At 30.4% G+C, this 18065-nt stretch carries 20 protein-coding genes and 1 riboswitch; of the genes, 14 read left to right on the forward strand and 6 right to left on the reverse strand.

Annotated features, from left to right (window positions below; all coding sequences use genetic code 11):
- Nucleotides 1-170: 170 nt before the first annotated feature.
- Nucleotides 171-2801 carry a magnesium-translocating P-type ATPase gene (gene mgtA / locus EQM13_RS00075; protein WP_128751577.1) on the reverse strand — a complete coding sequence of 877 codons (2631 nt, stop codon included), beginning with the start codon at nt 2799-2801 and terminating at the stop codon, nt 171-173.
- A 351-nt stretch (nt 2802-3152) separates the two neighbouring features.
- Nucleotides 3153-3307: riboswitch (M-box (ykoK) riboswitch) on the reverse strand.
- Nucleotides 3308-3739: 432 nt separating this feature from the next.
- Here mgtA and EQM13_RS00080 point away from each other — a divergent pair.
- A complete protein-coding gene (locus EQM13_RS00080; RefSeq protein ID WP_071140548.1) occupies nt 3740-5383 on the forward strand; it encodes a M20/M25/M40 family metallo-hydrolase in 1644 nt (547 codons plus the stop codon).
- 16 nt (nt 5384-5399) lie between these two features.
- Here EQM13_RS00080 and pdxR read toward each other — a convergent pair whose 3' ends face one another.
- A complete protein-coding gene (pdxR, locus tag EQM13_RS00085; protein ID WP_071140549.1) occupies nt 5400-6848 on the reverse strand; it encodes a MocR-like pyridoxine biosynthesis transcription factor PdxR in 1449 nt (482 codons plus the stop codon).
- 224 nt (nt 6849-7072) lie between these two features.
- On the opposite strand from pdxR, the gene EQM13_RS00090 reads away from it, so the two are divergent.
- From EQM13_RS00090 to EQM13_RS00100, 3 genes are read left to right on the forward strand one after another with little or no spacing between them, the layout of a single operon-like run.
- Nucleotides 7073-8167, forward strand: a complete 1095-nt coding sequence (locus EQM13_RS00090; protein WP_071140550.1) for a DUF5711 family protein — start codon at nt 7073-7075, stop codon at nt 8165-8167.
- An 18-nt stretch (nt 8168-8185) separates the two neighbouring features.
- Nucleotides 8186-8782: a CvpA family protein gene (locus tag EQM13_RS00095; protein ID WP_071140551.1), complete on the forward strand. Its 597-nt coding sequence runs from the start codon at nt 8186-8188 to the stop codon at nt 8780-8782.
- Between the two features lie 24 nt (nt 8783-8806).
- On the forward strand, nt 8807-9439 hold the full coding sequence (locus EQM13_RS00100; protein ID WP_071140552.1) for a hypothetical protein: 633 nt from the start codon (nt 8807-8809) through the stop codon (nt 9437-9439).
- Between the two features lie 67 nt (nt 9440-9506).
- Here the strand turns inward: EQM13_RS00100 and EQM13_RS00105 are convergent, their stop codons facing one another.
- Genes EQM13_RS00105 through EQM13_RS00120 form a run of 4 tightly spaced genes read right to left on the reverse strand, consistent with a single transcriptional unit; the run spans nt 9507 to nt 11888 of the window.
- On the reverse strand, nt 9507-9890 hold the full coding sequence (locus EQM13_RS00105; RefSeq protein ID WP_071140553.1) for an SHOCT-like domain-containing protein: 384 nt from the start codon (nt 9888-9890) through the stop codon (nt 9507-9509).
- A 10-nt stretch (nt 9891-9900) separates the two neighbouring features.
- Nucleotides 9901-11184, reverse strand: a complete 1284-nt coding sequence (locus tag EQM13_RS00110) for an SHOCT-like domain-containing protein (RefSeq protein ID WP_071140554.1) — start codon at nt 11182-11184, stop codon at nt 9901-9903.
- A gap of 13 nt (nt 11185-11197) precedes the next feature.
- The gene (locus EQM13_RS00115; RefSeq protein ID WP_071140555.1) at nt 11198-11569 is read right to left on the reverse strand and encodes a DUF2089 domain-containing protein; all 372 of its coding nucleotides are present in this window, start codon (nt 11567-11569) and stop codon (nt 11198-11200) included.
- Between the two features lie 13 nt (nt 11570-11582).
- Complete coding sequence (locus tag EQM13_RS00120; protein ID WP_071140556.1) at nt 11583-11888, reverse strand: hypothetical protein; 306 nt, start codon at nt 11886-11888, stop codon at nt 11583-11585.
- A 263-nt stretch (nt 11889-12151) separates the two neighbouring features.
- Here EQM13_RS00120 and yedF point away from each other — a divergent pair, with 263 nt between their 5' ends.
- The 10 genes from yedF to EQM13_RS00170 all read left to right on the forward strand — a co-directional run bounded on the left by yedF (nt 12152) and on the right by EQM13_RS00170 (nt 18052).
- Complete coding sequence (gene yedF / locus EQM13_RS00125) at nt 12152-12751, forward strand: sulfurtransferase-like selenium metabolism protein YedF (protein ID WP_071140557.1); 600 nt, start codon at nt 12152-12154, stop codon at nt 12749-12751.
- A gap of 10 nt (nt 12752-12761) precedes the next feature.
- Entirely contained in the window at nt 12762-13031 is a 270-nt protein-coding gene (locus EQM13_RS00130; protein WP_071140558.1) for a DUF3343 domain-containing protein, read from the forward strand.
- A gap of 11 nt (nt 13032-13042) precedes the next feature.
- A complete protein-coding gene (locus tag EQM13_RS00135; protein ID WP_071140559.1) occupies nt 13043-13921 on the forward strand; it encodes a mechanosensitive ion channel family protein in 879 nt (292 codons plus the stop codon).
- Nucleotides 13918-14130, forward strand: coding sequence for a DUF951 domain-containing protein (locus EQM13_RS00140; protein WP_083381923.1), 213 nt, complete (start codon nt 13918-13920; stop codon nt 14128-14130). The genes EQM13_RS00135 and EQM13_RS00140 overlap by 4 nt, the downstream gene beginning before the upstream one ends.
- A gap of 152 nt (nt 14131-14282) precedes the next feature.
- Nucleotides 14283-15482: an aminotransferase-like domain-containing protein gene (locus EQM13_RS00145; protein WP_071140560.1), complete on the forward strand. Its 1200-nt coding sequence runs from the start codon at nt 14283-14285 to the stop codon at nt 15480-15482.
- A gap of 182 nt (nt 15483-15664) precedes the next feature.
- The gene (rpsF, locus tag EQM13_RS00150) at nt 15665-15949 is read left to right on the forward strand and encodes a 30S ribosomal protein S6 (RefSeq protein ID WP_071140561.1); all 285 of its coding nucleotides are present in this window, start codon (nt 15665-15667) and stop codon (nt 15947-15949) included.
- Between the two features lie 20 nt (nt 15950-15969).
- Nucleotides 15970-16401 (forward strand): single-stranded DNA-binding protein, encoded by a 432-nt coding sequence (locus EQM13_RS00155; RefSeq protein ID WP_071140562.1) that lies wholly within the window; start codon nt 15970-15972, stop codon nt 16399-16401.
- Between the two features lie 15 nt (nt 16402-16416).
- The gene (rpsR, locus tag EQM13_RS00160; RefSeq protein ID WP_071140563.1) at nt 16417-16641 is read left to right on the forward strand and encodes a 30S ribosomal protein S18; all 225 of its coding nucleotides are present in this window, start codon (nt 16417-16419) and stop codon (nt 16639-16641) included.
- Between the two features lie 128 nt (nt 16642-16769).
- Complete coding sequence (locus EQM13_RS00165) at nt 16770-17093, forward strand: MazG-like family protein (protein ID WP_071140647.1); 324 nt, start codon at nt 16770-16772, stop codon at nt 17091-17093.
- An 11-nt stretch (nt 17094-17104) separates the two neighbouring features.
- A complete protein-coding gene (locus EQM13_RS00170) occupies nt 17105-18052 on the forward strand; it encodes a DUF2232 domain-containing protein (RefSeq protein ID WP_071140564.1) in 948 nt (315 codons plus the stop codon).
- Nucleotides 18053-18065: the final 13 nt, after the last annotated feature.

The following is an 18065-nucleotide window of genomic DNA, read 5'->3' on the forward strand; positions in this document are numbered from 1 at the left end:
AAGTTCTGCTTTATAAAAATATTTTATGATTCATAGGGAAATTCTAATTTTCCTTAATTAAAAAAAGGCTCCAACTCTATAGAAGCCTTTTTTATTTTATGCATTTTAGTGAATTAATTATGTTGTTAAGCTTATTCGGCTTAACAGCATAATTAATTCGTAAATAAAGATTAAAGCCAGCTATTAAATTTTTTAATATAAATATTTTTTGCTATTTGAATCGACATGCAATAGGATAAAAGTATTATTCCAAGCCATAGAAAATATTTTAATGGTAATGGAACAAATTCTATATAATTTCCAAAAGTAGTAAAGGGAATTGATATTCCTATAATCATTATAATAATTGTAAGAGTAAGAACCGGCTTTGTAGCTCTGCTTTGTATAAAAGGTATTTTTTTTGTTCTTATCATATGAACTATCAATGTTTGTGATAAAAGGCCTTCTATAAACCATCCGGATTGAAATAATGATTGAGATTCAACAGAATTTGTTTTAAACACATACCACATGATAATAAATGTAACTATATCAAATATAGAGCTAATAGGACCTATTCGTATCATAAATTTTCCGATGTCATTTGCGTTCCATTCACGGGGTACTTTTAGATATTCTTCGTCCATAGAGTCCCAAGGAATTGATAATTGAGATATACTGTAAAGAAGATTTTGTACTAAAAGTTGTATCGGAAGCATTGGTAGAAACGGCAAGAAAGCACTTGCTATTAATACACTAAATACATTTCCAAAGTTAGAACTGGTAGCCATTTTTATATATTTAATAATATTTCCGAATACCCTTCTTCCTTCTAATACACCTTGTTCAAGAACCATCAGATCTTTCTGAAGCAGTATTATATCTGCCGATTCTTTTGCAATATCTACTCCCGTATCAACAGATATCCCTACATCCGATTCCTTTAATGCCGCTGCATCGTTGATTCCATCGCCCATATAACCGACAACATGACCGTTTTTTTGGAGAATGTTAATTATCTTTGATTTTTGAATAGGAGACAGTTTTGCAAATACGTCGGTAGATTCTGCTTCTTTAGATAATTCCTCATCACTCATTTTATCTATATCAATGCCTAATTTAATATTCTCAGCAGGAATACCTACATCTTTACATATTTTTCTGGTGACAATTTCATTATCGCCGGTTAATATTTTTATTCTTACCCCATTGTATTGAAGGGCCTTTATAGCAGCAGATGCAGAATCTTTTGGAGGATCTAAAAATCCTATATATCCCATTAAAACCATATCTTTTTCATCTTGAACGCTGAAATTATTCTCGTCGGGAATATCATTTTTCTGTGCTATAGCCAATACTCTCATTCCATCTTTATTAAGGTCGGAAACCATTTTTGATACTTTTGTTTTTATTTCATCAGTCAAGGGAACTACCTTTTCATCCAACTCAACGAGTGTACATACGGATAGCATTTCTTCAATAGCACCCTTAGTTACAAGCTGTCTTTTATTGTTTTCGCTGATTACTACAACAGACATTCTTCTTCTTACGAAATCAAAAGGTATTTCATCTATTTTTTTGTATTTATTAATTAAATTGTTAAATCCTAATTTATCTCCATATTCAATAACAGCCAGATCCATTAAATTTTTGAGTCCTGTCTGATAATAGCTGTTCAGATAAGCATGCCTTAGAACCCTGTCGTTTTCATTCCCGGACACATCCAAATGTTTTTCTAAAACTATTTTATCTAAAGTAAGAGTGCCTGTTTTATCTGTGCATAGTACATCCATTGCGCCGAAATTTTGAATGGAATTTAGCCTCTTAACTATAATTTTGTGTTTAGAAAGAGAAATAGCGCCTTTCGACAGATTAGTAGTGACAATTGTAGGAAGCATTTCAGGAGTCAGACCTACCGCTATGGATACTGAAAAAAGAAAAGCTTGTAGCCAATCTCCTTTCGTAATACCATTTATTAAAAAGACAATAGGAACCATAATAAGCATAAATTTTATAAGAAGGAGACTAACACTGTTTACTCCTCTTTCAAAACTTGTTTTTCCTCTTTGTCCCACAAGGGATTTTGACATTGAACCAAAATAAGTGTCGTTGCCTGTAGATAATACCACAGCTACAGCAGTACCACTTATTACATTTGTTCCCATTAAGCAAATATTATCAAGATCAGCAATTCCTTTATTTATATTTTTTATAGGTGATACATACTTTTCAACGGGTTCGGATTCACCGGTCAAGGCTGACTGACTGATGAACAAATCCTTACATGATATAATTCTCATATCTGCAGGAACCATATCTCCCGCAGCCAGATGGATTATATCTCCAGGAACTACTTCTGTTATATAGGTTTCTCTTTTACCCTTATCTTTTCTTACAATAGCTGTAGTTGTATTAACAGCCTGTTTCAATTTATCCGATTCGATTGCAGATTTGTATTCTTGAATAAAACGAAGGGTCGCACTGATTATAATCATTGTTAATATTATAAATAATGTTATCCAGTTTTTTTGCCCTGGTTTTGCGAATAATACATCTGTAATAAAGGAGACAAAAGCAATAATGGCCAATACCAGAATAAATGGGTCTACAAAGGATTTTGCAAGGTATACAAACCATGGAGTATCTTTTTCATATGTTATTACATTTTCTCCGTATTTTTCTAATCTTTCAGCAGCTTCTTCATCAGTGATTCCATCTAAGCTGGTACCAAATTCATTTAATATGTCCTTTATTTCTTTTTGGCTGTATTTATAGAGATTTTCAGTTATAGCCGATATCTTTTTGAAATTTATATTCTTCATTTTTTTCACCCCCAAAATGACAATAATAAAACTAAGGTTAACATAAGAGATTTTTTAACCCAAAAATTTTTTCATCTTTCATATATAGTATTGATTTTTAAGAAAAAAATATTTTGAATTGGAAATACAACTAAATTCGTGGAAGGATATTGTCATTGGGATATATTAAAAGACAAGATTAAACAGCCTTATTACTTCTTTCGTGGAAGAATGGATAAGTAATTAAGTTGTTTAGTCTTTTAACTTTATATATATCTTTTATGCCCTTCCGCAGACTACTTCCGTCACCATCCAATTCTTCTCACCTCCAAATAAATAAAAAATCTTCGCAAACTTGAATAGCGAAGGTTAAAATAATCTTCTCGTTCAAGTTTTGGCTCTAAAAGGCACTGAAGTTGCATTAAGTTAAGCCTTACGACAAAACTTGCTTACCAGCTCAGAGTGTTTCCATTCTTTTACGGTAGCAACCCATATCCTTTCGGTAACCTCACCTACCGAGGTTTATTTAATTATATTATTAGTATAATCTTATTTAAAAGGAAAGTCAACCATTAGAAATTTTTTTATTTTGAAGACATGTTGAAGACATGGGTGAACGGGTCTTTGACAGTTGAAGAATAAAAAAATCGTTAAAGTTCGGAGTTTGTCAAGTAAATTGTCATATTTATTTTTAAGTCTCAAAACACTTCAAATTCAACAGTAAATTAGATTCTTTTTTTATCATTTTAAATTCAATTTAAATCTTTTATTCCTGCTGATTTTTTATTCGTATTGATATAAATATTATATTTGAATTCCATTGATTTCAGCATAATCCGGAGGTAGAAACGACACAAAAGGACCGTCCCCTTGTGTTGCAGTATAAAAATAAAAAAATAAATGATATAATTATAATATAGTTATATTTATTTTGACCGGTGGGAGGATAACGTTGGATTATGGAAAATATGGCTGAAAAAATTGAAAAACTGACATTGGAATTGACTAGTATTTTAGGGGTTGCCGGTACGGCGGATGAAACAAAGGTGGCTCGATTTATTTATGAGAAGTTTAAGTCCATGAATTATTTTAAAGAGCATCCAAACTTGATTAGATTGATTGACATAAAAGGCGATAATTTGAATAGGAAAAATGTAATAGCTATAGTAAAGGGAGAGAAGAGAAGAAACAAGAATACTTTAATAATAATGGGCCATTTAGATACTGTGGGGATTTCTGATTATGGGGATTTAAGCCGATATGCAACAAACCCGAGGGAATTAAAAGAAAAACTTAAAAATGTCGTTTTGCCTGAAGATGTTTCAAAAGATTTATATTCGGGAGAATATTTATTTGGAAGAGGAATATTTGATATGAAATGTGGCATTGCCGGGGCAATGATGGTAATAGAGGATATTTCTCAAAATTTTGAGGACCTTGAAGGCAATATTGTATTTTTATCGGAAGCAGACGAGGAGGGAAATTCCACGGGGATGATTGCCGCAGTTCCCGAACTGATAAAGTTAAAAGAGGAGCAGGGTTTTGAGTATTTAGGACTTATAAATACGGACATTACCACATCTTTATATCCAAAGGATGAAAAAAAATACATATTTACAGGAACAGCAGGGAAATTGATGCCTACGTTTTATATAGTTGGAAAGGAAGCCCATGTGGGAGAGCCTTTTTCAGGCTTGGATCCCAATTTAATTGCCTCTCAGATAACCTGTGATATTGACTTGAATTGTGAATATTGCGATGAAATGGAAGGAGAGTTTACATTACCTCCTGTTACGTTAAAGCAGAAAGACCTTAAAAATGAATATTCTGTTCAAACAGCCAGAACGGCTTATCTGTATTTTAATTATTTAACAAATAACAGTACTCCTGACGGAGTAATGAAAAGAATGAAGAAAGCCGCTAAAGAATCTTTTAAAAAGGTTATAGAAAGAGTTGAAAGAAACGCAGAAAGATACTATGGGATGACGGGTTTTCCTTATAAAAGAATTTCATGGGAAGCAAGAGTAATGACTTATGAAGAGCTATATAAAACTGTTAAAGCCGAAAGAGGAGAAGAGGCAGATAATTTGATCAATAATTTAACGGAAAGATACCTTCAAAAGCCTGAAACTGATAAGCTGACTGTTACATTAGAAATAGTTAAAGAATTACATGAACTATGGTCGGATAAAAATCCGGTTATAATAATATATTTTTCTCCCATTTATTATCCTCATACCTATGTAAAGGGCAATAATATCAATGAGAAAAGATTTATAAATTCTATAGAAAAAGCTGCAATTCAAAATGGTGGGAAATATGATATTCAAATTAAAAAGTTTTTCCCTTGGATTTCGGATCTGAGCTATGTCTCTGCTCCAAAAGAAGAAAGGATAATTAGTGTCTTTAGGAACAATACTCCCGGATATGGTATATTATACAGTCTTCCGTTAAAGGAAATGCAGCAATTAAATTTACCTACAGCTAATATAGGACCTTTCGGAAAAGATGCCCACAAATTTACCGAAAGACTTCATAGGGATTATTCCTTTAATGTGTTTCCTCAAATTTTATATGATACGATTAAAAATTTACTTAATTAATAGAGGAGAATAGGTGTTAAACTAAAGGGATGTATTGGTTTTTTTCTTTTATTTGTTGGATTAAAAAATTTTCTATTGTTCTCATTCCCTTAATTATATATTCGTCGTCTACATCTCCGAAGCTTAACCTTATATAGTTCGTGTCTATATTCTTATCTATAAAGAATATATCACCCGGAACTATTATTACGTTATTTTTGGCACATTCGTTGTACATATCGATGGAATTTACTCCTGCAGGGAGTTTAAGCCAAAAACTTAATCCGCCTTTAGGATCAAAGAAGGATACTCCGTATTTTTTGAGATTGGTGATTTCTTTTAACATAAGCTTGTACTTTTTCTTATAGATCTTCATTATATTTTCCATGTGATTTTTCCATAAGCCTTTTCGTAAATAAAGGTCAAAGGATTTTTGAATAAACCCTGAAGAAGATATATCCGTAATATGCTTTGCTCTTATTATGCCCTTGGATAGTCTTTTAGGAATGGTTAAAAATCCCATTCTTATTCCGGGCATAAAAATTTTCGAGAATGTTTTTATATAAATTATCTGATCATGCTTATCTATTGCTTTTAAAGGAATTCTCTTTTCACCTTGGTAGGTAAGGTCCGAGAGAAAATCATCTTCCAGTATATAAAAGTTATATTCATAAGCACATTTTACGAGTTCTTCCTTAATCTTTTCACTATAGGAATAGGTAGTGGGGCTTTGGTAATTTGGCATTACATATAAAAGCTTTGGTCTGTATTCTTTAGCACGTTTTTTGAGAGTATCAATATCGATTCCATTTTCGTTTATTGGAATATCGAGTATGTTTGCTCCTCGCCACTTAAAATTGTCAATGGCACTTTGATAAGTCGGATTTTCTACAAAGACATAATCTCCCGGATAAATCAAAGTTTTAGTTACAATATCTATTCCCTGTTGTCCTCCGGAAGTTATCTGAATTTGATTTTTTTCCACATCTATTTTATAATTTTCTTTAAGAAATGACGATATTGATTCCCTTAAAGGTTCATATCCGTTTATTTCGGGATAGACAAAGGCATTTCCCTTTTCCCTGTCAAGTACTTCTATTATAGCCTCTTTAAATTCCTTTACTGGAAAGAGCTCAGGATTAGGAGATATATTGGCAAAATTAATGCTGTTCTTTGAGAGAGTCAGTATTCCGGAAGACATAAGATCGATTTCTTTTTCCGAATAATATTTATATTCCAAGTTTTTTCCTATACTCCTCACATAAGTACCGCTTCCCCCTTTTGAATATACATACCCTTCTTTTTCCAACAATTTATATGCATTTATTACGGTTATATTGTTTATATTTAATTCCCTTGCCAGGCTTCTTATGGAAGGAAGCTTCTCTTCTTCTTTCAGATTTTCTTTGATTATGTTTTCTTTTATTTCTTCACAAAGTTGTACGTATAATGGAGTGTTTACGCTTTTATCCAAAGATATTTTCATTGTTTACCTCCTTAAACAATTAAAATGTATCGATACATTAATTATAACATACCTATAAGCTGAAATCCACTATAGAAATATATAAATTGACCAAATAACAAAAAAGTAATTATACCAGTTGTGTTGTTTATATTAAGATTTTTTGTTAAACTTTTATATAGGGAGAATTTTGACATGCTGTTTAATAAATAGCATATCACAGGGGAAAAAGGGGATGAAAGATATTGGAAAAAGATATTGCTAAAAGGCCCAAGGGATTTAAAATTTTTATTTTGATATTATTATTATTAATTGTTTTTTTCTCAAATGAAGACATCAGATTAAAATTTGAAGATCTTATACGCAAAATAGGGGGAAATTCTAAAACTTTAGTTTTAAAAGATAGTTTTCCAATTAAAATAAATACGGAAAATATGAAGCTGTACGAAAATATGCTAATAAGATGGGAAGAAGGAAGCATTATAGCAGTGAGGACTGATGGAAATAAAGGGTGGGAGAAGAAATCGGATTTTCAAGAGCCTCTTGTTAGTTTTGGCAAAAATAATATATATTTTTCAGAGGGCAGTACAGGAGATATATATTATTTAAGCAAAGAAGGAAAAAGCATAAAAAGGGTAGAAATGAAATCTCAGATATCAAGAATGTTTGAAAAAAATAATACTCTTATAATTGTCCAGAATAATGATGTGGGAGGGAAATTAAGTATTTTAGACGGAAATGGAAAGCTTATAGCGAGTTCCATTTTTGAGGGCGGATATTTTCTTGATTTAAATGTAGATGATAAAAAAACAAAATATGATGTTTCCACTCTTAATTTAGATGAAGATAATATGAGCAGTACTCTTGTTTTATATGAAATGAACGGAAAGGAAATAAATAGATACAAATTTAATGATGAGATTTTGATCTTTACTCAGTTTGTAAATAATGATAGTCTAATTTTACTTACTGATAGTAAGATATATTTTTTAAAGAGTAATAGTATTATTTGGGAAAAGGGCATGAACAAAATTAAAAATATATATGTTCAAGACAAAAATATTTATTTGTTATATGATGATACTTTAGAGATAATTAATTTTGAGGGAAAAACAGAGGAAAAAATATCTTTGAAGGAAGAATACAATAAAATTATTTTCTTTAATGATAAATACTTCCTTTTATTTGGGGATACATATATATCGGGTTTTAGCAAAGAAGGAAAAGAAGTGCTGAAATATAAAACTGACGGAGAAATAAAAAATGTTTTTGCTAATGGCAAGGAAGTAGTAGTGATATTTCCGGAGAAGATAGAAATAATGGAGATTTCAAATAAATAAAACGGTAAGGTGAATTTTATGAATTGGTTGGATTTACTTATTTTATTTATAATAATATATAATATATTTAAAGGATTAAGTTTAGGATTTATAAAATCAGTATTTTATTTAATACAATTTATATTGGCTATTCTACTAACAAAAAGGTATTACCCCGTTTTATATGGGTATATAATAAATAATCCACATGTATATGACATATTTAAAAATATATTGGGAATAATTATAAAAATACTATTTTTTAGTAAAATTGAAAAAGATCCGACGTTTTTAACCGATATTATTTCCAAAGGAGTAATTAATATAGTAATAAATGTAGTATCCATTTTAATTGTATATATGATAGTGAGATTTCTTTTGGGATTGGTACTTAATATAGTTTCAGGCATTTTTAAAGTTCCTGTACTTAGGCAACTTGATAAAATAGGTGGATTTTTATTTGGAATAATTAAAGGGATGGTAATAGTGTATATTATATTTGCCCTTCTTTCTCCTATCACTTATATTTTTCCCGATGGAAAAATAAGCAAAGGAATAGATGAATCTATATTGTCTGAGTATTTTATCCATCAAAATTTTATTCGTGATTTTTTTGATTCAAATGATTTTATATAATATAGTATTTAAGGAGGAATTTTTATGGGAAAAAAAGATTATTCTTTTGGGATTATACTAATAGCCATAGGAATTATGTTTTTGCTTTTAAATTTAAACGTACTTTCCTTTAGTTGGATAATTTTTATTACATCACTGTTTTTTATAATACTATATTTTTACAGAAAACAGATGGGATATATGACTATAGGGTTAATACTTCTTGCTGTTTCTTTAGTATCCTTAATTAATGAATATATTTTTGACACCGTAAATATAAAAGGGTTTGTATATTTATGGATACTTGGGATTATATCATTAATTATGTATAAAAAATATAGTACAAAGGGTTATTTGATATTCGGCTGTATACTTCCCGTAATAGGTACCTACAGTTTAATCGAAGAGCTTGTTTATGGGGATATAAGCTGGATATTTTTCCTCCTTTTAGCTGTATCTTTTTATGTAATATATATAGTCGGATATAAAAGAATTGGAGAAAGTTGGGCCAGAAATCTTTCAGCAATATTTGTAATTCTTTCTCTACTGTTCCTTTTATCTTCAAAGAATGTAATTAAATATGGATTTTGGAAGGTAATATCTTATTTATGGCCTATACTTCTTGTAATAATCGGAGTGAGAATAATATATAATATGAAAAAAATCAATAGGTATTAATAGAAATTCCTCCTCTTTTTTAAAAAGAGGAGGAATTTCTATTAAGGGGAAATTTACATTTTTGTAATCATTCAACTGTTATTTCTACCTTTTCACCATCTTCATTTTCCAAATCTACTATTTTTCCTTCGGCGCCATTTTTAATGGCATCGAATATATCTTTGAAGTCATTGTCGTCTAAACCTGTATCCTTTAACTCGGGAGAAAATTTCTTAGCAATTTTTAATCCCAAACCTACAAAGGAAATAGGAAGATTTACATTTACTTTGGTATCGTCGTCCGGATCGTAAACCCTTATTTTAATCCATTTAGGGCTGGGGTTTTGAACAAAGTTTTCCGATGTCTTTTCTTCGAGGGCTTCAAGAAGGTTAACCCCTTCTTCTATACTTATTTTCTCGCTTTGTACCATTTTAAGTATCTGCATTCTTTCTTCCTTTAAATTTTCAGCCATTTTTTACCTCCTATTTAATTATTATTGAACCGTTTGAGGTTCTGCATAATATATCTAGATGATCTTTGCTTTCGTCAAAGTCTATGCTGTGAGCAATTATTTTTTTGGGACCTAATTTACTATTCTTATTAATTCTGTAAACCATATTTTCTAACTCTAAAGCTATAGTTCCTAGTGAAGTTTCCAAATCAAGAGAAGTTGGTTTTGAAATATGATTTAAGCTTCCTTCTATGGAATCATTAGATGTACTCAGTTCTATACTTTTCATATCGCCCGTTTTAATTTTATCAAAAGTTATCTTTCCATTAGAAGTATTTACTTTTATCGTTTTTGATTTGATATCATTTAAATTTATGCTTCCATTAGAAGTAGTACCGATTATTTTATCAGACGAAATATTATCAAAAGTTATTTTTCCATTCTTTGTACTTGAAGATGTAAGGGAAGAACTTATATTAGTAAGAGTGACACTTCCGTTTGATGTAGCTGAATCTATGGAAAAAGAATTAATATCGGTCATTTGTATTTTACTGTTATCAGTTTTACATTTTATCTTATTTGCGTCTATTTTTTCAAATATTATTGATGAATTGCTGGTTCTGCATATAAATTTATCAGCGTGTATTTTTTCTCCTTCAATTTTTCCGTTGGAAGTTGTAAGTGTTATTTTATTAAATTTCCTATTGGGAATATATGCTTCAATTTTAACGCCTACAATTGGGACGTTCTGTTTAGAAGAGGGGCTAAATATTATAGAGTTGTCTTTTTCAGTAAAGGAGTATAACTCGTCATCTCTGTTCTTACCGGAGAAATATTTTTTTAATTTAAATGTAGTCTTTAAAAGAACAGATTCTTTATCCCAAGAAGAAATTTTTATTTCTCCGTTCATACCCCACAATTCCAAAGAAGGATTTTCTAAATGAGATATATTTTTTTCCAACGTTTTATTTACAGTTTCGAAAATGGAATTATTTATATTAAAATGAGTTTTATCTACTATGTTGTTTATTATATTAAATACTTTGTTTCCTATATCAGAATTTGAATTTTCTTCCTTTTTGGTGTCCTTATCAGAGGATAAATCTTTATCGACATTTATTTTCCCTTTATCATTGTCCTTTTCTATATCGATTTTAGTATTATCTGCATTTTCAGATTCACTATCTTCTTCCCATTCTTCCCATTTTTCCAATTCTTCGTTTTCCTCTAAAGCTTCAATAAGTTTAATAGCTTCTGTACTTGTTATTTTTCCTTCTTCTAACATGGACAAAATCATCATTTTTTCTTCCTTCATTTTTTAAGCCCCCTTATTCTTCTCCCTTTAATAATTTGACAGCTTCTTCAGGAGAGATTTCTCCATTTTTTAATTTTTCCAATATAGCTTTTTTATCTATATTTACGGTAGTAACTTTAGGACTATATCCTAATGCTTGTATTACGTCTTCCAATTTATTTCTCACCGTTGGATAGGAGATTCCCAATTCCTTTTCTATTTCTTTTATATTTCCGCGGTTTTTTATAAATATTTCCGCAAATTTTTTTTGCTCATCTCCGAGTCTGCAGAATTTACAAAGAGTAAAACTTCCCTCAATAGTTGTATTGCAATAGTTACACGATAATCTGGTTACTTCCATTTCCTTTCCGCATACAGGGCATTTTCCTATAACTTCTCTATTCATATTTTCACCTTCCTTATATCACAGAAATTTTTATTTCATCTTCTCTATCTTCTACATAAACTAAATCAAATTGTCCATAATTTTTTAACTCATTTAACATTTGATGTAAGTTAATTTCTTTGAATACTTCTATTAAATATTTTTCATCTCCTTTGAAACTTTTTTTATATTTAAAAGCAATTTCAACAAATTTTATTGCTGTATTTCCAAGGATATCTAAAAGCCAAAAAGGTATAGAAGGAATTTTTATAGTCTTATTTTCGGATTTATCTTTAATTATTATTTTTAATTTTGAACATTTTTTAATTTTTTCTTTCAAGTCTAATTCCTCCTTAAACAAAACAAACAAAACAAGAAAAAATTTCTCTTTAATGATATAATAATAGATAATAAATAGAAAGTCAATATAAATATTAAAAATATTAATGCTTATATTAATATTTTTAATTATAAACTTAAATATATAAAATTCTCTAAGATTATAACATATAAAAAAATCAGTTTTATATGTTTACATAATTGATTATATATGTAGAAAGAATGTATAATATAATTAGTTTATATAATTAAGGAGGCAGACTTATGAATAAGAAAGAAGTTAATGCAAGAGGGCTGGAATGTCCGAAACCTGTTATTATGACTAAAAAAGCATTGGATGATAAGAATAATGATGTTGTAGTTACAATTATTGATAATGAAGTAGCAAAAGAAAATGTTTCTAAATTGGCAAAGAGCTTGGGATATAAATATTCGGTGGACAAGGGAAAGGAAAATGAGTATTATATTACTATAACCAAAGGAGAAGGAGAGGAGAAAGGGAATACCTGTGCTTCTGGCAATTTCAAAGATTTAACCATTGCTTTTGGGACAAATACTATGGGAAGGGGTTCGGAAGAATTGGGGAAAATTCTTATTAAGAGTTTCATATACACTTTAACTCAATCAACTCCCTATCCATCTTGCCTTTTATTTTATAATGGAGGTATAAAACTTACATGTAAAGGTTCGGAAGTATTGGATGATTTGAAAAAATTGGAAGAAGAAGGTGTGGAAATATTATCCTGTGGAACATGCCTTGATTTTTATAAAATGAAGGATAACTTAGGTGTAGGAGAAGTTACTAATATGTATGTTATACTTGAAAAGCTGAAAAATTCTTCAAACAACATAACAATTAGTTAGGAGAGTTATAATGATTGACGAAAGTTTTGGAGTAATTGCTTTTAATTCTACCAGTCATGCTATAAAAGGTGAAAAAATATTTAAAAATCAAAATTTAAAAATAAAAACCATACCCACTCCTCAAGAAATAACCGCTAATTGTGGCCTTTCTATCCTTTTTGATTTAGGAGATAAGGAAACAATATATAGTATTATTAAGGATAATAACTTAGAGATAAAAGGCATGTACAAATTGATCAGAAAAGATAAGAAAAAATATATAGAAGAAATTTCCATGTAGGTGAGAATAAAATGCTGCATTCATTAAATAGAGTAAAAAAATTCTTGAATATATTTTTTACATCAGATGGCAGTGACTTGAATCTAATAGAAAAATTAGTAAAAATAGCAGTAATACTTGCAGTAATTAAATTAGTTATAAAAATACTCAACGGTGTAGTGGATAAAGCCTTTGAAAAAAGAGAAAAATTAAAATTCGGGATAGATGATAAAAAATCTAAAACTCTTGCGGGAGTTTTAAAAAACCTTTTTAAATATGTAATATATTTTATAGGAATAGTGTCTATATTGGATTTGTTTGGGATAGAAACCAATTCCATACTTGCTACTGCCGGTATTGGGGGACTTGCCGTAGGTTTCGGCGCTCAGAGCCTTGTTAAAGATGTAATATCCGGTTTTTTGATTCTCTTTGAAGACCAGTATTCTGTAGGTGATTATGTTAAAATAGGGGAATGGGAAGGCACAGTGGAAGAAATGGGACTTAGAATGACTAAGATTAGAGGTTCTTCTGGAGATTTATATATAATACCTAACGGAAGTATTCAATTTGTGACCAATAAAAGTAAAGGCCCAATGAGTGCTCTTGTTAAAATCAATATTGCTTATGAAGAAAATATTGAGAGGGTTACTGAAATACTCGAAAATGTATGTATAAAATTGAAATCGGAAGATAAGAGTATATTAGAAGGTCCTACAGTTCTCGGCATTACCGATATGGGAAAGGATAACATAGAAATAACCGTTACTGCCAAAACAAATCCTATGGAGCAGTGGAAGGTGGAAAGAGAATTAAGAAAAAATATAAAGGAAGCCTTTGAAAAAGAAAAAATTGCGGTCTCATACCCGAAGAAAATAATAGTGGAAGATAGCCATCAGGGGGGAGAAAATTGATTACAAAATTTAATGTAGGAGATATAGTATCTTTAAAAAAAGTTCATCCTTGCGGAGAAAATAAATGGGAAATTACAAGAACAGGAGTGGATTTTAAACTTAAATGTACTAAATGCGGCAGAGAATTATGGATTCCCAGGATTGATTTTGAAAAAAAAGTCAGAAAAATTTTGGTGGGAGAAAAATGGGAAAGTGTTAATAAAAATTAATAATTCGTATAAGTATGTAAAAATGCTAAGTTAAAGTAGAATTCCTGCTAAAAGTACTGAGAACCATTAGACAATATAAGAAAAAAGAGATAAGATTATATAGGAAAGTGTTTTCATAAAGGAAATTATTTTTAAGAATAGGGGGCGTTATTGTGAGTTTAAAATATGCAGAAAGAATGGATAATATTAAGGCTTCGGAAATCCGTGAGTTGTTAAAGCTTACACAAGACCCTAAAGTTATATCCTTTGCAGGAGGATTACCGGCAGCGGAATTGTTTCCAATTGAAGAAATGAAGAAAATATCTGTTGATGTTTTAGAGAAATACGGTAAGGTAGCTTTACAGTATGGGCCTACAGAAGGATATGAGCCTTTAAGAAAAGTTATAGCATCAAGAATGAAAAAATTGGGCGTGGAAGCATCCAAGGATAATATATTAGTAATCAGTGGTTCTCAGCAGGGTCTGGATTTTTCGGGGAAAATATTTATAAATCCGGGAGACGTAATACTTTGTGAAAGTCCCAGTTATCTGGGAGCAATAAATGCGTTCAAAGCTTATGAACCCAAATTTATAGAGGTTCCGACAGATGGAGACGGAATGATCCTTGAAGACTTAGAAGATATTTTAAAGAATAATGATAATGTAAAATTTATATATGTAATTCCGGATTTTCAAAATCCATCGGGAAGAACATGGACAGAAGAAAGAAGGAAAGGCCTAATTAAATTAGCAAATAAGTATGATATTGTAATAGTTGAGGATAATCCTTATGGCGAATTAAGATTTGAAGGGGAGTATCTTCCTGCGCTGGCTCATTATGATACTGAAGGAAGGGTAATATTCTTAGGGACATTTTCAAAGATATTCTGCCCCGGATTAAGATTAGGCTGGGTATATGCACGTTCGGATATTTTAAATAAATTTATTTTAACAAAACAAGGGGCTGATTTACAGTCAAGTACTATTTCTCAAATTCAGGTTGCCGAATTTTTTGAGGAATATGATATAGACGGACATATTGAAAAACTGCGAACTGTTTATAAAAAGAGAAGGGATGTAATGATTAAGGCTATGGAAGATGAGTTCCCTGATTGTGTTAGCTTTACCCGTCCTAATGGTGGACTTTTTACTTGGGCTGTTCTTCCGGAAAATATTAATGCGAGAGAACTGGCAGTAAAGGCGCTAAAAAAGAATGTAGCCTTTGTGCCGGGAGGGTCGTTCTTCCCCAATGGAGGGAATGAAAATACCATGAGACTTAATTATTCATGTATGAATGAAGAAAAAATAATTGAAGGAATCAAAAGACTGGCGGCTGCAATTAATGATATGCTGCTGGAGACCGAGAAAGCATAGAAATCACAATGAAAAGCAGAAATCTTTAAATTTATAAGGGTTTCTGCTTTTATTTTAATATTAATTTTACCAAAACTATTGTTAAATTTTCCTTGAAATATGTCAATAATAATGATATATTTATAAAGTGTATCCTTGCTCTATAAAAAATAGAGCCGTTAGTCCAGAAGGAGGTGAAATATATGAGAAAATATGAAGCAGTCCTTATCTTTGTTCCAGATATGGAAGAAGAAAAGAGAAATCAACTACTTGAAAGATTTAAAGGGATAATTGAAGGAGAAGGAAGCATCCTAAAAGTTGACGAATGGGGAATAAGAAAGCTTGCTTATGAAATAAATGATTATATTGAAGGATATTATATAATTATCAACTTTGAATCGACACCGGAAGTTGTGAAGGAAATGGACAGGATAGCTAAAATTTCTGATGATATAATGAGACATATGATTATTAAAGAAGATGAATAAAGCCAAGGGTGGTGTTTTATTTGAATAGTGTTATTTTGATTGGAAGATTGACCAGAGACCCAGAATTAAGGTTTCTCCCTGCAAGCGGAACTCCTGTATCTACATTTAGTTTGGCTGTAGACAAACAGCTATCGAAAGAAAAAAAACAAGAAATGGAATCGAAGGGAGCTGCCACGGCTGATTTTATAAATATAGTTGTATGGGGAAAACAAGCAGAAAATTGTGCTAACTACTTATCCAAGGGAAAACTTGTTGCTATTCAAGGAAGAATTCAGAGCAGAAGCTATGAGGGAAAAGATGGTCAAAGAAGATATGTGACAGAAGTAGTGGCAGATAGAGTTCAATTTTTAGAATGGGGCGATAATAAAGGTTCAAATTTCAGCAGTAACAGTTCAGATTTCCCAGACATTGAAGGCTTTCATCCTGTAGATGACGATAATATTCCATTCTAAAAGGAGGGGAGAGTTATGCAGAAAAGATATAAAACGAGAAAGAGAGTTTGCAGTTTTTGTGCGGACAAAGTTGATCATATTGACTATAAGGATATAAATAAACTTAAAAAATATATAACTGAAAGAGGAAAGATACTTCCGAGGAGAATTACCGGTAATTGTGCCAAACATCAAAGACAGTTGACAAAGGCTATAAAGATGGCAAGGCAAGTAGCTTTGTTACCATATAATGCAGATTAATGAGAGGAATATGTCCTCTCTTTTTTTGTTTGACATTGAACTCATTACTTTGTATTATTTTAGTAAGACTTATTTTATTAAAGGAATTTTTATTTACATATAGAATTTTAAATAAGGATGGCGGGGATATGATTAATGATAAGGATATAAATATCACTAAAAATTTAAAAACAATAGAATGGCTTAAAAGCGAGCTTTTAATGAGTATAGCATCTCTTTATGAATTGATGTCTAAAGGAGGAGAAAATGTTAAAGAAGATGCTTCAGATTTGATTTCAAATATTATATTAATTTCTTATTTATTAGGGAAAAGGCTTGGAATAAGTTATGAAAACATTGATTTAAAAGTTGAAAATAAACTAAAATTGGGTTTAGTGGAGAATCATAAGATTGAAAAATGGTATGGAGATTTCAGCGAGCTTATAGAAAACTTTAGGCTGAGAAAAGAATAGGAGTGAATAATTTGATATTTAAAAAGAACTTGGTACTTTTTATGGAAGTCATAGTTGTAGCCGCTTTAATGGCTTTGTATATGTTTTTAGGATTATATTATCTTCCGGTTATATCCATTTTTTATCCCATACCCTTTATAGTTTTAGGTGCTAAAAAAGGATTAAGATACAACATTATTGGCTTACTGTCCTCCTGTGTTTTAATAGGAGCGTTAATGGATATATATACGGGGATTTTAGTATTTGCTGTTTTTGCACCGGTAAGCATTTTTATAACATATTATATTAAACAAAGAAAATCCGCTAATGAGACAATCCTTATAGCAGCTTTGATTTCTTTAATTTCAAATTTATTTGCTATAGAACTTTTGGGGAAAGTGTCGGGAACAAGCTTAATGAATCAGTTGGAACAGATGTTTTCTCAGATCTTAAAAGCTCAAATAGAAATGCTTAAAGATACGGGAATGTCTTCTACAGAAATATACGGAGCCGAAGATCTTTTAAAAAATACATTTGAATATATGACCCTTATAATGCCTTCTATAGTAATAATTATATCTTCGATTCTTGCTTACGTTGATTATCTGATATCTGTGGTAATTTTAAGAAAATTTGGCCATGGAGTTTTTTCCGTTCCTCAATTTTCTTATTTTAGATTACCGAACAATGTGATTTTAGGAATATCGACAATATTTATAGGGGTATTTTTGTTAAAAATAATTAAAATTTTTTATTACGAAACTATATTTATAAATATCTTAGTATTATTATTCTTTTTATTCTTTATAGAAGGATTGGCTGTTGTGAGCTTTTTTATCGGAAAAATTAGAATGGGTAAACTTGGGAAAATCATATTTATATTTTTAATTATATTAAGTCTTCCTTTAAGTATAATAGTTTCTACAATAGGGTTATTGGACGTAATATTTGATTTTAGAAAAATAAAGGGGCGGGTTTAATTTTTTATAGGAG

Origin of the sequence: Acidilutibacter cellobiosedens, from assembly GCF_004103715.1 — a bacterium.
Taxonomy (GTDB): Bacteria; Bacillota; Clostridia; order Tissierellales; family Acidilutibacteraceae; genus Acidilutibacter; species Acidilutibacter cellobiosedens.

What these genes read in the sequence shown, in the direction of transcription:
- mgtA (WP_128751577.1), bottom strand. Translation starts at nt 2,801, where the DNA reads ATGAAGAATATAAATTTCAAAAAGATATCGGCTATAACTGAAAATCTC.
- EQM13_RS00080 (WP_071140548.1), top strand. Translation starts at nt 3,740, where the DNA reads ATGGAAAATATGGCTGAAAAAATTGAAAAACTGACATTGGAATTGACT.
- pdxR (WP_071140549.1), bottom strand. Translation starts at nt 6,848, where the DNA reads ATGAAAATATCTTTGGATAAAAGCGTAAACACTCCATTATACGTACAA.
- EQM13_RS00095 (WP_071140551.1), top strand. Translation starts at nt 8,186, where the DNA reads ATGAATTGGTTGGATTTACTTATTTTATTTATAATAATATATAATATA.
- EQM13_RS00100 (WP_071140552.1), top strand. Translation starts at nt 8,807, where the DNA reads ATGGGAAAAAAAGATTATTCTTTTGGGATTATACTAATAGCCATAGGA.
- EQM13_RS00105 (WP_071140553.1), bottom strand. Translation starts at nt 9,890, where the DNA reads ATGGCTGAAAATTTAAAGGAAGAAAGAATGCAGATACTTAAAATGGTA.
- EQM13_RS00110 (WP_071140554.1), bottom strand. Translation starts at nt 11,184, where the DNA reads ATGAAGGAAGAAAAAATGATGATTTTGTCCATGTTAGAAGAAGGAAAA.
- EQM13_RS00115 (WP_071140555.1), bottom strand. Translation starts at nt 11,569, where the DNA reads ATGAATAGAGAAGTTATAGGAAAATGCCCTGTATGCGGAAAGGAAATG.
- yedF (WP_071140557.1), top strand. Translation starts at nt 12,152, where the DNA reads ATGAATAAGAAAGAAGTTAATGCAAGAGGGCTGGAATGTCCGAAACCT.
- EQM13_RS00130 (WP_071140558.1), top strand. Translation starts at nt 12,762, where the DNA reads ATGATTGACGAAAGTTTTGGAGTAATTGCTTTTAATTCTACCAGTCAT.
- EQM13_RS00135 (WP_071140559.1), top strand. Translation starts at nt 13,043, where the DNA reads ATGCTGCATTCATTAAATAGAGTAAAAAAATTCTTGAATATATTTTTT.
- rpsF (WP_071140561.1), top strand. Translation starts at nt 15,665, where the DNA reads ATGAGAAAATATGAAGCAGTCCTTATCTTTGTTCCAGATATGGAAGAA.
- rpsR (WP_071140563.1), top strand. Translation starts at nt 16,417, where the DNA reads ATGCAGAAAAGATATAAAACGAGAAAGAGAGTTTGCAGTTTTTGTGCG.
- EQM13_RS00165 (WP_071140647.1), top strand. Translation starts at nt 16,770, where the DNA reads ATGATTAATGATAAGGATATAAATATCACTAAAAATTTAAAAACAATA.